Annotated in this window: 14 protein-coding genes and 1 tRNA gene; 6 read left to right on the top strand and 9 right to left on the bottom strand. The window is 41.8% G+C overall.

Annotation, left to right across the window (positions count from 1 at the left end; translation table 11 throughout):
* The first annotated feature begins 136 nt into the window (after positions 1-136).
* The 3 genes from JI665_RS27240 to JI665_RS27230 all read left to right on the top strand — a co-directional run bounded on the left by JI665_RS27240 (position 137) and on the right by JI665_RS27230 (position 2,252).
* The gene (locus JI665_RS27240; protein WP_206845941.1) at positions 137-493 is read left to right on the top strand and encodes a YwqH-like family protein; all 357 of its coding nucleotides are present in this window, start codon (positions 137-139) and stop codon (positions 491-493) included.
* Positions 494-509: 16 nt separating this feature from the next.
* Entirely contained in the window at positions 510-806 is a 297-nt protein-coding gene (locus tag JI665_RS27235) for a YwqI/YxiC family protein (RefSeq protein ID WP_206845939.1), read from the top strand.
* Between the two features lie 261 nt (positions 807-1,067).
* Positions 1,068-2,252: a DUF4317 domain-containing protein gene (locus JI665_RS27230; protein WP_206845936.1), complete on the top strand. Its 1,185-nt coding sequence runs from the start codon at positions 1,068-1,070 to the stop codon at positions 2,250-2,252.
* A gap of 133 nt (positions 2,253-2,385) precedes the next feature.
* On the opposite strand, the gene groL is transcribed toward JI665_RS27230, so the two are convergent.
* Both groL and groES read right to left on the bottom strand, forming a co-directional pair.
* On the bottom strand, positions 2,386-4,017 hold the full coding sequence (groL, locus tag JI665_RS27225; protein ID WP_206845934.1) for a chaperonin GroEL: 1,632 nt from the start codon (positions 4,015-4,017) through the stop codon (positions 2,386-2,388).
* Between the two features lie 60 nt (positions 4,018-4,077).
* Positions 4,078-4,362, bottom strand: coding sequence for a co-chaperone GroES (groES, locus tag JI665_RS27220; RefSeq protein ID WP_206845932.1), 285 nt, complete (start codon positions 4,360-4,362; stop codon positions 4,078-4,080).
* A 317-nt stretch (positions 4,363-4,679) separates the two neighbouring features.
* On the opposite strand from groES, the gene JI665_RS27215 reads away from it, so the two are divergent.
* Together JI665_RS27215 and JI665_RS27210 are read left to right on the top strand one after the other, a co-directional pair.
* Positions 4,680-5,405: a CPBP family intramembrane glutamic endopeptidase gene (locus tag JI665_RS27215; protein ID WP_206845930.1), complete on the top strand. Its 726-nt coding sequence runs from the start codon at positions 4,680-4,682 to the stop codon at positions 5,403-5,405.
* Positions 5,406-5,451: 46 nt separating this feature from the next.
* The gene (locus tag JI665_RS27210; protein WP_206845928.1) at positions 5,452-5,655 is read left to right on the top strand and encodes a YdiK family protein; all 204 of its coding nucleotides are present in this window, start codon (positions 5,452-5,454) and stop codon (positions 5,653-5,655) included.
* A 21-nt stretch (positions 5,656-5,676) separates the two neighbouring features.
* On the opposite strand, the gene JI665_RS27205 is transcribed toward JI665_RS27210, so the two are convergent.
* Both JI665_RS27205 and moaC read right to left on the bottom strand, forming a co-directional pair.
* On the bottom strand, positions 5,677-6,321 hold the full coding sequence (locus tag JI665_RS27205; protein WP_206845925.1) for a redox-sensing transcriptional repressor Rex: 645 nt from the start codon (positions 6,319-6,321) through the stop codon (positions 5,677-5,679).
* A gap of 27 nt (positions 6,322-6,348) precedes the next feature.
* Entirely contained in the window at positions 6,349-6,831 is a 483-nt protein-coding gene (gene moaC, locus JI665_RS27200) for a cyclic pyranopterin monophosphate synthase MoaC (protein ID WP_206845922.1), read from the bottom strand.
* Between the two features lie 190 nt (positions 6,832-7,021).
* On the opposite strand from moaC, the gene JI665_RS27195 reads away from it, so the two are divergent.
* Complete coding sequence (locus JI665_RS27195) at positions 7,022-8,944, top strand: ABC-F family ATP-binding cassette domain-containing protein (RefSeq protein WP_206845919.1); 1,923 nt, start codon at positions 7,022-7,024, stop codon at positions 8,942-8,944.
* 228 nt (positions 8,945-9,172) lie between these two features.
* Here JI665_RS27195 and tsaD read toward each other — a convergent pair whose 3' ends face one another.
* From tsaD to JI665_RS27170, 5 genes are all read right to left on the bottom strand, one after another.
* On the bottom strand, positions 9,173-10,201 hold the full coding sequence (tsaD, locus tag JI665_RS27190) for a tRNA (adenosine(37)-N6)-threonylcarbamoyltransferase complex transferase subunit TsaD (RefSeq protein ID WP_206845917.1): 1,029 nt from the start codon (positions 10,199-10,201) through the stop codon (positions 9,173-9,175).
* The gene (gene rimI, locus JI665_RS27185; protein ID WP_206845915.1) at positions 10,201-10,650 is read right to left on the bottom strand and encodes a ribosomal protein S18-alanine N-acetyltransferase; all 450 of its coding nucleotides are present in this window, start codon (positions 10,648-10,650) and stop codon (positions 10,201-10,203) included. Before rimI ends, tsaD begins: the two co-directional genes overlap by 1 nt.
* A gap of 18 nt (positions 10,651-10,668) precedes the next feature.
* Positions 10,669-11,373, bottom strand: a complete 705-nt coding sequence (gene tsaB, locus JI665_RS27180) for a tRNA (adenosine(37)-N6)-threonylcarbamoyltransferase complex dimerization subunit type 1 TsaB (protein WP_206845912.1) — start codon at positions 11,371-11,373, stop codon at positions 10,669-10,671.
* A complete protein-coding gene (gene tsaE / locus JI665_RS27175; RefSeq protein WP_206845909.1) occupies positions 11,370-11,825 on the bottom strand; it encodes a tRNA (adenosine(37)-N6)-threonylcarbamoyltransferase complex ATPase subunit type 1 TsaE in 456 nt (151 codons plus the stop codon). Before tsaE ends, tsaB begins: the two co-directional genes overlap by 4 nt.
* Before the next feature lie 208 nt (positions 11,826-12,033).
* A tRNA-Asp gene (locus JI665_RS27170) sits at positions 12,034-12,110 on the bottom strand.
* Positions 12,111-12,128 lie beyond the last annotated feature (18 nt).

Raw genomic sequence — 12,128 nt, 5'->3', positions numbered from 1 at the left:
AATATATACCCATCGACAGAATGACTAAAATAAGGAAAATGTATCATTATTACATTATTTCCCTGTGATATAGTAAAATGGATTCTTTTTTCCGGTTTAATAATATGAAAATGGCAGTATATAGAGGTGAATATTCATGTCTTTAGGATATTACTACAGTTTATTGGCGAAGAAACAAAGTGATCAGCAGAGACTGCTGGCCTGTGAGGGAGAGCTCCAAGGAAAACAGCAGGAGTTTAACCACTATCGGCATACCGTCACAAAGCCTGATCTTTCCCCTTTTACCTGGCAGGGAAAGCTGGCAGATGAATTTGAGGATATCCGGTTTGAACAAATGCTTACGAGTTACACTGACCTTGAATCAAATCAGTTTCATGAAGTGTTTTCAGCCATAAGCCGGAAGCAGCAGCAGATCCAGCAGGAAATCGATTCTATCAAACAAACGATCGCTTCCCTGGAAGCACAGCTTGCAGCAGAGAGGTCGAAGAAATAATGAGGAGGTACTGAGAATGGATACTGAGATTAAGCTAAGGATAAGCGAAATAGAACAGGCACTCTCTAAACTTCAAGCCTCCGCTAACGGGCTCCAGCCATTCCTTCCATCCACTATTGGGGAGAATAATGTCCTTGATTTCATCAATAAATTGAATGTTTTAAATAGGCAGCTTCAGCAGGTGACAGAGACGTATAAATCTGTATTGCTGCAAAACGAAGAAACAACGCGACAATCCGTGCAATTTTTAGATGAATCGGATCGGCTGCTTTCCAGGGGTATACAGAGCGGTGCACAAAAAAGAATGCCTTAGCACAGCTGCCGTGTGATAGTTCAACAACCCTTTTTCATAAAATAAGAGGCTTCACACAAGTATTGCTCAACTTATGGGAAGTCTCTTTTTATACCCTCAATGCTGCCAAAATATCAGGATTCTACAGTCACCTCCCCTCTTTCAAATCTCCATTAAAAAACCCTTATCAAAAAACGAAAATAAATAATAATTTATAGAGCTGATGTATTTTGTTATTCTAGTAAATATGCATATTGGGCAGCTTAGGAGTGGATTTTAACCGTGAACAAGAAAGACATCGCACAGATTCGGAAACAATTTAAGTTAAATAATGACTTACTAAAGATCTCAGATATTTTTAATGTCTATATTATGAAGGAATCAAGCGAGATTTATCATTATGAGAGCCAGCCCTTTGAAATACTGGACCAGGATCAGCAGGAGCTGTTTATGGATAACTTCAAAAAGCTGCTGGGCGGCCAATTGGATGAAAAGCTCTTTGAATTAAAGTTTCAGCGGGATGCCGAAAACAGCAGTCAGCTCATCCTGCATCAAGGATTGCTAAGCAGTGATGCTGAAGGCTGGATGGATCAAATGCTTCAGATAGTCGGCAAAATTCTGGGAATCCGGCAATATGAAAAGGATATTGTCGTTACGTTCATTCGCGGGGAATATCTTAAGCCAATGAAACGCCGCAATGCAGAAGCCGAGGAAAGTGAAAGCGATGCCGTATATTCTCATCCCTTTATTCTCTGCAGCATAAATAACACGCAGGAACCGAAGAAAGAACTGCTTTTTGACTATGTAGAAAAGGAATTTAAGTATCATTTTACTGTTGATCCGATTATCAACCTCAAAGCACCAATTTCAGGGTTCCTATTTCCTTGCTTCACCGATCATGCTGCTGATGTCAATCATGTCTTGTATTCAGCAGGCAAGGTCCATGAGCCCGACCACCTGTTCATAGAGGACGTTTTAAACGGGGAAGAAACGATGACGGCGCAGGATGATAAAATCGTTTTTGAGGAAATTATTAAAGACGTAACAGGAGATCAGCTAAGCACATCAACACTTTCCAGCGTATATGAAGAGATTAACCGGATGATCGTGGAAAACGAAGAGGATGAACCGCCGAAGCTGGATTCCAAAGACGTAGAACGTGTTTTAAAGGTGAGCGGTCTCGAAGATATTAATTCAGAAAAGGTCCAATCTGCTTATCAAAAAATCATCGATGATGACAAATATGAAATAAAGGCAAGCAGCGTCCTGCCCAAATACAATTCAAAATCAATAAAAATCAGCACGAAGGCAGCCAACATATCCATCTGCCCGCAAGACCTGAGATATGTCAAACAAGTCCATTTTGATGGCAAGCGTTACCTGATGATCGAGGTGGAAGAAGATACCGTGATTGAAGGCTTCACTATGATTCCCGAAACATTTGGCGGGGGTTCGGATAAAGAATAAATAAAAAAGGAATTCCCGAATAGGAATTCCTTTTTTGTTTGAGTTATAAGCATTTTAGGGATCAGCGGGACATGTAACCTGTCCCTATGTTCTGGAGGAAGATGCTTTAAAACGTTGGATTCAACGCTTTAAATTACATCATGCCGCCCATTCCACCCATACCGCCCATATCAGGCATTGCAGGGCCAGCATTTTCTTCTGGCTTGTCAGCAACTACTGCTTCAGTAGTTAAGAACATAGCTGCAACAGATCCAGCGTTTTGAAGAGCTGAACGAGTTACTTTAGTTGGGTCAACGATACCAGCTTCGATCATGTTTACCCACTCGCCAGTAGCAGCGTTGAAGCCTGTTCCAACTGCTTCGCGCTTTAAGCGGTCAACAATTACAGAACCTTCAAGGCCTGCATTGTGTGCAATTGTGCGTACAGGCTCTTCCATCGCACGCAATACGATGTTGATTCCTGTAGCTTCATCGCCATCAGCCTGGATAGCAGCCACTTTGTTGTATACGTTTAGAAGGGCAACTCCACCACCGGAAACGATGCCTTCTTCTACAGCAGCACGTGTAGAGTTAAGGGCGTCTTCGATGCGAAGCTTGCGCTCTTTCAATTCAGTTTCAGTCGCAGCACCAACTTTAACCACGGCCACACCGCCAGCTAGCTTAGCCAGGCGCTCTTGTAATTTCTCGCGGTCAAATTCAGAAGTAGTTTCTTCCATTTGAGTGCGGATCTGGTTCACACGGCCGCCGATTTGCGCGCTGTCCCCTGCACCTTCAACGATCGTAGTGTTTTCTTTTGAAACAACCACTTTTGAAGCGCGTCCTAAAGAGTCGATTGTAGCAGATTTAAGGTCACGGCCTAACTCTTCAGTGATTACTTCACCGCCAGTCAGAATCGCGATATCTTCAAGCATAGCTTTACGGCGGTCACCGAAGCCAGGAGCTTTTACTGCTACCGCGTTGAAAGTTCCACGAAGCTTATTCACTACCAGTGTAGCAAGTGCTTCACCTTCAACATCCTCAGCTACAAGCAATAAAGGCTTGCCTTGCTGTACAACCTGCTCAAGTACAGGAAGGATTTCCTGGATGCTTGTGATCTTCTTATCAGTGATTAAGATATAAGGGTTTTCAAGAACCGCTTCCATCTTATCAGAATCTGTAACCATGTATGGAGAAGCGTATCCGCGGTCGAATTGCATACCTTCTACTACATCAAGCTCAGTTGTGAATCCTTTAGATTCTTCAATTGTAATAACGCCATCGTTGCCAACGCGCTCCATTGCTTCAGCAATCAGCTGGCCAACTTCATTGTCAGCAGCAGAGATTGCAGCAACCTGTGCGATGGATTCTTTATTTTCAATTGGCTTTGAAATAGCTTTTAACTCTTCAACAGCTGTAGAAACAGCTTTTTCGATTCCTTTGCGGATGCCCATAGGGTTGGCGCCTGCAGTTACATTCTTAAGTCCTTCACGGATCATTGCCTGAGCAAGAACAGTTGCAGTTGTGGTACCGTCACCGGCAACATCGTTTGTTTTGCTTGCTACTTCAGCAACAAGCTTTGCACCCATGTTTTCAAAAGCATCTTCAAGTTCGATTTCTTTTGCGATTGTCACACCATCATTAGTGATTAATGGAGAACCGAATTTCTTCTCAAGAACCACGTTGCGTCCTTTAGGTCCAAGAGTTACTTTTACCGCATTTGCAAGGGAATCCACACCGCGAAGCATCGCGCGGCGAGCTTCTTCACTAAATTTAATCTCTTTAGCCATTGATAAAAACCTCCTCAAAAATTTTAGCTTTATCTTTTAATAATCTTCGCTTGATGGCGATTAGCCAATTACAGCAAGAATGTCATTTTCGCGTAAAATTAAATATTCTTTGCCTTCGTACTTCACTTCAGTACCAGCATATTTTGAGAAGATGATACGGTCGCCGTCAGCAACTTCAAGGTCAACACGCTCGCCATTTTCAAGAACGCGGCCAGTTCCCACAGCTACAACTTTACCTTCTTGAGGCTTCTCTTTAGCAGTGTCCGGCAGTACGATGCCGCTTGCAGTTTTTTCTTCAGTTTCAACAAGCTCGATAATGATTCGATCACCTAGTGGCTTTAACAAGTGAAACAACCTCCTCAAATAATATGTAAATATTTTTATTTATTAGCACTCTCTCTGTATGAGTGCTAACACAATTATTATATTAATGAATCTTATATCTATTTGCAAGGGTGAAGCTTAAATTTTTTAGAAAAAATTTTACCCGCCGATACACGCTATTTTTCGACACAGACAACCACTTAAGTATACTTCGAAGCTCTTCACTTTAAACATGGTATTTTGCTGCTTTGATGCTGATATTTGAAACCCGCTCCTTTTTAAGAGTACAATGGCTTTAGGACTTGTTTTCCAACATTCAGATTAAGGAGTATAACATTTTGAAGAAGGAATATTGGTTTATATTAATAGCTTATATTGCTATGCAGCTGTCCAGTTTGTTTGGCGTTCCGCTTGTGTTATTTATTGCAGATGCCCTTGGACAGAATCCCGAAAACATGCAGATCCTGGCTGTAGCCTACTGGCTTGTCATCAGTTTTACAGTCACACTGATCATTACGCTTCTATTATTAAGAAAAGAGATGAAAAGAGGCCTGGATAGGGATGCATCTCCCGCAGCAAGCTCAGTGGGCTGGGCAATAGGCGGCATATTTTTGGCCATGATCGCTCAAGCTACCGCTGCAAGCATTGAAAATATGATTGGCATTGAAATGGGATCTGAAAATACGCAGCAGATTATCCGGATCATTGAGGCATCGCCAATCGTTATATTAATCAGCTCGGTCATCGGGCCAATCCTTGAGGAAATCGTCTTTAGAAAAATTATTTTCGGTTCTCTCCATAAGCGCTTCAACTTCTTCCTTTCGGCCCTGATCAGCTCAGTCATTTTTGCACTTGCCCATTTTGAGCCTGAACATGTACTGCTGTACTCGGCAATGGGGTTCACCTTTGCCTTTTTATACGTCAAGACGAAGCGGATTATTGTGCCGATTTTTGCCCATGTGGCGATGAACACCTTTGTTGCAGTTATCCAGCTGAATCAGGATAATATGCAAAAATGGTTAGAAGAAATGGAAAAAATGCAGAGCTTTATCAGCTTTTTCTAGCTTAGTGGAATGCTGTGCAGAGTTTTAAATTTACTGGGGGATTTTGATGAGAAGTACACCTTTGTTTTCAGGCTTTATTTACATCCTTCTCGGATGCCTTTTCACCTTTATAGCAATACAGAATATCCAGCGTGAAGAAACCTGGGGTTTCTTTACTTATTTTCTGATCATAATTGCCACATTCGATTTTGGCACCGGTCTGCGGATGGTTGGCCTGCATTTTAAATTGAAAAATAAAATGAAAAAATGAGCCCGCAAAAGGCTCATTTTTTTACACTTCTTCAGGATAATTTTTCAGAAAATAAACCAGTGACTGTAATTCCACTGCCAGATCGATATGATGGATACGAATCGAGGCTGGCACAGTGAGCCTCGCAGGTGTAAAATTTAGGATTCCTTTTATTTTCGCATTCACCATCCGATCGGTAATAGACTGGGCAGGCGGTGCCGGCACTGTTAAAATTGCCACTTGAATATTATTATTTACAATAACTTCTTCAAGGTCATCCATATGATGGACCGGCACATCGCCGATTTTCGTGCCAACCTTACTCTCATCAACATCAAAAGCTACTTCTATTTTAGTATTATTATTTTTAAGAAAATTATAGTTAAGAAAGGCTGTTCCTAAATTGCCTACCCCGACCAAAGCTACTTTAGTCAGCTCATCCTGGTCAAGAGTCTTCCGAAAGAAGCTCAGCAGGTAATTCACATTATACCCATATCCTTTTTTCCCTAACGCACCAAAATACGAAAAGTCGCGGCGGATTGTAGCAGAATCCACTTTTACGGCCTCACTCAATTCTGCTGAAGAGACTCTTTGTTTGCCTGATGAGTGAAGATTTTTTAGAAAGCGGTAATATAAAGGCAGCCGTTTAGCTGTTGCCTGCGGTATCTTAATTGGTTCATTGGCCATTCGTCCATCCCCATTTCTTATGATGAATTAACTTCTTTTAAAGTCTCCATTTTTTCCGCCTGTTTTCTCTATTAAAAAGGTTGGCCCAATCACCATTCCTTTATCTACAGCCTTGCACATATCATATACGGTCAGTGCACAGACCGAAGCAGCTGTTAACGCTTCCATTTCCACACCCGTATTTCCCTTCGTTTTTACAGAAGCAGTAACGATAAGAACATACTCTTCCGATTCCGCTTTCCATGAAAATGAAATGTCCACACCCTTTAGCGGGAGCGGATGGCACATCGGAATAATGTCCCATGTTTTCTTGCTCGCCATAATGCCTGCAGTTTGTGCAACAGCGAGTACATCCCCTTTTTTCATGGAGTTGGATGTTATCTTCTCGTATATCTCCTGATTAACAGCAATACTTGATTGAGCGATGGCTGTCCGTGACGTCTCAGGCTTATCGCTGACATCCACCATTTTTGCCCTTCCCTCTTGATTAAAATGAGTAAAATCCGCCATTCAAAAACACCTCTCTTCAAAATCATACACTATTTTTCTGTTACTTTGTATGTGCATTGTATGGTTCCTCACATATTTATTTGCCTTTTGTCTTGATTTAATGCCCTGCAGTCAGGCTTAAGTCCTGTCCCCTTTATTGCCGAACATATATGAATGAGTTACACTTACTCTATACCCGAGGTGAAAGAACATGATATTATTACAAGTCAATCAGCTGACAAAAAATTTTGGCGCTGATCCCATTTTATCGAATATAAAGCTTGAAGTACAAACCAGGGACCGGATTGCCCTTGTTGGGCGCAATGGTGCAGGAAAATCCACCCTTTTAAAAATTATTGCCGGACAAATGACGTATGACTCCGGTGAGATTATAAAGCCGAAGGAAGTAACAATTGGCTATCTTGCACAAAATACCGGCCTGGAATCAGAGTTATCCATTTGGGATGAAATGCTGACTGTTTTTAGTCATCTGCAGAAGCAGGAAAAACAGCTTCGCAGCCTTGAAGAACAAATGGCAGACCCTGATATCCTAAATAACTCTGATGCCTATGAACGCATCTTAAAAGAATACGACAAGCTTCAGGTTGATTTCAAAGAAAATGGCGGCTATCAATATGAGGCAGATATCCGTTCCATTCTCCACGGACTCAACTTCAGCTCAATGGGCTATGACACTAAAATTTCATCATTGAGCGGCGGACAGCGTACCAGATTGGCCCTTGGTAAACTTTTGCTGACAAAGCCTGATATCTTAATACTTGACGAGCCTACCAACCACCTGGATATTGAAACATTATCATGGCTCGAACAATACCTGCAAGGATACAATGGCGCCATTCTAATCGTTTCCCATGACCGCTATTTCCTTGATAAGGTCGTTTCCCAGGTTTACGAGATTTCCCGCCGCCAAATAAGAAAGTATCCTGGCAACTACAGTTCATATCTGGATCAAAAAGCCGCGAATTTTGAAAGAGAAATGAAGGAATTCGAGAAACAGCAGGAAGAGATCGCTAAGCTGCAGGATTTTATCCAGCGAAACCTTGCCCGGGCCTCCACAACCAAAAGGGCGCAAAGCCGCAGAAAGCAGCTGGCAAGAATGGAGGTGATGGACAGGCCGCTTGGAGACGAGAAATCGGCTTCTTTTGGCTTTGACATTGAACGGCAATCTGGCAATGAGGTTTTAAATATTCATTCTCTTGCTATAGGCTATGAAAAGAAAGTGAGCGGAAATATTTCACTGCGACTGGCAAAAGGAGACAGCATAGCACTTGTTGGGCCTAATGGTATTGGCAAATCCACTCTGCTTAAAACCATCATCAAAAAAATCCCTTCTTTTTCTGGGGAGATTCAGTACGGTTCCAATGTGATAATTGGCTACTATGACCAGGAACAGGCGGAACTCACCAGCAACAAAAGAGTCCTGAACGAATTATGGGATGAATACCCTCTTAAACCGGAAAAGGAAATTCGGACAATACTTGGGAACTTTCTTTTCTCTGGTGATGATGTTCTTAAAACTGTTTCAACACTGAGCGGCGGTGAAAAGGCTCGTCTTGCACTTGCGAAGCTTATGATGCAGAAAGCCAATTTCTTAATCCTCGACGAGCCAACAAACCATTTGGACCTGGATAGCAAAGAAATTCTTGAAAATGCATTGATTGATTATCCCGGAACGATTCTCTTTGTATCTCATGACCGATATTTTATCAACAGAATCACAACAAAAGTAGTTGAACTTTCCAGTAGTGGTGCAACAGAGTATCTTGGCGATTATGATTATTATGTGGAAAAAAAGCAGGAACAGGAGGAATTGCTTACACTTAATGAGCAAGTTGAATCCTCTCCATCACAACCTGTTAAGCAGGACAAAAATAATTATCAGCATGATAAAGAAGCCAAAAAGCTCGAACGACAGCGAAAAAGAAGAATGGAAGAAATTGAAGAGCAAATAGAAGCATTGGAGAAAGCAATTGGTATGAATGATCAGCTTCTCTGTGATCCGAATGTTTATCAAGACCATGAAAAAGTGATGGGCATTACAAATGAAACTGATCAAGCAAAAGCAAAGCTGGAAGAGTTGATGGAAGAATGGGCACTTTTAGCTGATGATTAATAAAGGAAAATTCATAACTTTTAGACTGGTAGAATAGTCACTGCCAGTCTTTTTTATTATCCACAGAGATAAACACAAGAAAAACGCAGTTATATATACTCTCCACAGACTTTTCCACATTATCCACAAAACGAACTGATTTTATCCACATAATCAACATAAAATTCTGAAATAAATGATTTTATCCACAGAAAAAGTCCCCTCTTCGGTCGGGGACTTTTTACTAATTTATTTATCATTGTGGATAGTGATGTCTAAACCGGGATTGGCATTTAAATCAAGACCGGCGAATTGTCCTTTTTCGAACAGCACACTTCCTGCTGCACCAATCATCGCTGCATTATCTGTGCATAAAGATAATGGAGGAATAATAAGCTTTATATCCGCTTTGCCCCCAAACTTCTTTTCCAAAGAGGACCGAAGTCCTTTATTCGCCGCAACTCCGCCTGCGAGCAGCAGCTGCTTCACCCGATATTCTTCAACGGCTCTTTCTGTTTTCGTTACTAAGACATCAATAACACTTTCCTGAAAGCTTGCGGCAAGATCTTCCGGCACAATGGCCTCACCACGCTGCTCAGCATTGTGAACAGTGTTGATAACGGCAGATTTTAAGCCGCTGAAGCTAAAGTCGTATGAACCTTCTTCCAGCCATGCTCTCGGCAGCTGAATCGTTGGGTTCCCTTCATGAGCGAGTCTGTCAATGTGAGGACCGCCTGGATATGGCAGATTTAATGTCCGGGCAACTTTATCATATGCCTCTCCTGCAGCATCATCCCTTGTCTCTCCAATCACTTCGAAATGGCCATGCTCCTTCATATAGACCAGTTCTGTATGTCCGCCAGAGACTACCAGGGATAGTAATGGAAATTCCATTTCTTCAACCAATCGATTGGCATAAATATGTCCAGCAATATGATGCACGCCTACAAGAGGAATACCATGAGCAAAAGCAACCGCTTTAGCGGCATTAACCCCGATCAGCAGCGCGCCTACAAGGCCAGGTCCTTCAGTCACAGCAATTGCTGAAAGATCAGAATTTGTGATGCCAGCCTTATATAATGCTTCTTCCAGCACTATCGTTATCTGTTCAACATGATGGCGGGAAGCTATTTCCGGAACTACTCCTCCAAAACGTTTATGGCTCTCTATTTGGGATGCAACTATATTGGCTGAGATTTCACGGCCATTCTTAATGATGGCAACAGCAGTTTCATCACAGCTTGTCTCAATTCCCATGATCCATTGATCTTTTTTCATTATAAATTCACCCACATTACTAAAGCATCTTCTTGATTATCAGTATAGTAGTTCTTCCTAATGGCTCCATTTTGAAAACCAAGCTTTCGGTACAAGGACTGAGCTGTGAAGTTAGATACCCTTACTTCCAGAGTCATCGTGATGGCCCCCATTTCAGACGCAATCTCTATTAACTTTCGCATCAGAGCTTCTCCAAGCTTTCTCCCGCGATATTCAGGGAGCAGCGCAACATTTGTGATATGAGCTTCGTCCACGACGATCCATGCTCCACAGTAGCCTATTACTTTATTTTCTCCTTCTAAAACAACATACAAAGCAAACTGATTTTGTGTTAATTCGTTAAAAAAGGCTTCCCTGCTCCAGGGTGTGGCAAAGGACTTATGCTCTATTTCCAAAACATCATCAATATCCTCTTCATTCATAAAACGGAAAGTTAAGGATTTATTCATACGTTCGCTTCCTCATCACTATAGCTTTTTTTCTTGGTTTGCTTTTATCCAATTAGCTTCAGCTTCCGCAATCCTAATATAATTAGGAACAAAAGTGTGAACTTCCTCAGGCTCTCGGTCTCTGCCTAATAAGGCAAGTTCGGCTGGCCTTGGATTATGTTCTGCAGGCGAAGCGTACACAGCCCGGTCTTTAAGGGATTCTGCGAATACCTCTTTATGTAAAGGCAAATCATTCCCCATTAAAAGGACCTTCTCTTTCTGTTCAGAAAGCATTGATGCCCAATCTTTTGCAAGAAGGAGCTGGTCTTTCATAAGAGACTCTAATTTCCCTTCCTTATATTGATACAGGCCAGTATATATTTGCCCTCTTCGTGCATCAAACAGAGGAGATATGACGCCATTAAAGTATCTGCCGGCCGAAGCCGCATAAATTTCCAGGCTGGATACCCCAACCAGCGGCTTATTTAAAGTCCAGGCCAGAGTTTTTGCAATGGTAACCCCAATACGGACGCCTGTATAGGAGCCAGGTCCTTTCGCAACAACAATTTTATCTATCTCAGCTGGCGTAACACCACAATCTTTCATTAATATATCAATAGCCGGCATAACACGGACAGAGTGATTCTTTTTTACATTGGTAATATACTCGCCTATAACCTGATCACCATCCAGAAGAGCTACTCCCAAAGGGTAATTGGATGTATCAATGGCTAAAACCTTCATAACATAATCTCCTTACACAATTCCTCATATCTTTTTCCCTGGGGTTCCAGGACAAGCTTTCTTGAGTCATTATCATCAAGATATAAATAAATCGTCAATAACTCTTCGGGAAGCTGTTCTTTAACTAGATGAGCCCATTCTACAACTGTGACCCCATTGCCTTCAAAATATTCATCAAACCCCAAATCCTCAAAAGAATCTTCAACTCTGTATACATCCATATGATACAGGGGCAATCTTCCTTGGTATTCTTTAATTATCGTAAAAGTGGGGCTATTTACATTACGGGTAATATTAAGTCCTTTTGCCAGCCCCTTGGTGAATGTCGTTTTTCCTGCGCCCAAATCTCCTTCCAGAGCAAGGACATCCCCCGGCTGGAGCAGGCTGCCCAGCCTTTCCGAAAACGCCATCGTATCCTCTGGCTTCTTTGAGATAAACTCAAACTGACTCATATGTTTCATCACCTTTTATGGTCTAATCTATAAAGAAAAAAAACCTTAGGATAAATCCTAAGGAGAATAATCTATATGTAGTTTACCTTATTTTGCAGCAATGGGCAAAGTAAGCTATTTTCATTATTAATGAAATATGAGCTTAGGATAAAAAAGAATAAAAAAAAGACGAAACCAGGTTTCGTTTGACGTTTTTAATATTAGAAAATGGCGGTCCGGACGGGACTCGAACCCGCGACCTCCTGCGTGACAGGCAGGCATTCTAACCAACTGAACTACCGGACCAGATTGCGGGGGCAGGAT

This window comes from Bacillus sp. NTK034, from assembly GCF_017303275.1.
GTDB lineage: Bacteria > Bacillota > Bacilli > Bacillales > Cytobacillaceae > Cytobacillus.
Note: the sequence above shows the minus strand (reverse complement) of the source record. Positions and strands in the feature narration are given on the sequence as shown.

Excerpts from the sequence above, each read along its gene's own strand:
- JI665_RS27240 (WP_206845941.1), top strand. The coding sequence starts at position 137 with ATGTCTTTAGGATATTACTACAGTTTATTGGCGAAGAAACAAAGTGAT.
- JI665_RS27235 (WP_206845939.1), top strand. The coding sequence starts at position 510 with ATGGATACTGAGATTAAGCTAAGGATAAGCGAAATAGAACAGGCACTC.
- groL (WP_206845934.1), bottom strand. The coding sequence starts at position 4,017 with ATGGCTAAAGAGATTAAATTTAGTGAAGAAGCTCGCCGCGCGATGCTT.
- JI665_RS27210 (WP_206845928.1), top strand. The coding sequence starts at position 5,452 with ATGAGAAGTACACCTTTGTTTTCAGGCTTTATTTACATCCTTCTCGGA.
- JI665_RS27205 (WP_206845925.1), bottom strand. The coding sequence starts at position 6,321 with ATGGCCAATGAACCAATTAAGATACCGCAGGCAACAGCTAAACGGCTG.
- moaC (WP_206845922.1), bottom strand. The coding sequence starts at position 6,831 with ATGGCGGATTTTACTCATTTTAATCAAGAGGGAAGGGCAAAAATGGTG.
- JI665_RS27195 (WP_206845919.1), top strand. The coding sequence starts at position 7,022 with ATGATATTATTACAAGTCAATCAGCTGACAAAAAATTTTGGCGCTGAT.
- tsaD (WP_206845917.1), bottom strand. The coding sequence starts at position 10,201 with ATGAAAAAAGATCAATGGATCATGGGAATTGAGACAAGCTGTGATGAA.
- rimI (WP_206845915.1), bottom strand. The coding sequence starts at position 10,650 with ATGAATAAATCCTTAACTTTCCGTTTTATGAATGAAGAGGATATTGAT.
- tsaB (WP_206845912.1), bottom strand. The coding sequence starts at position 11,373 with ATGAAGGTTTTAGCCATTGATACATCCAATTACCCTTTGGGAGTAGCT.
- tsaE (WP_206845909.1), bottom strand. The coding sequence starts at position 11,825 with ATGAGTCAGTTTGAGTTTATCTCAAAGAAGCCAGAGGATACGATGGCG.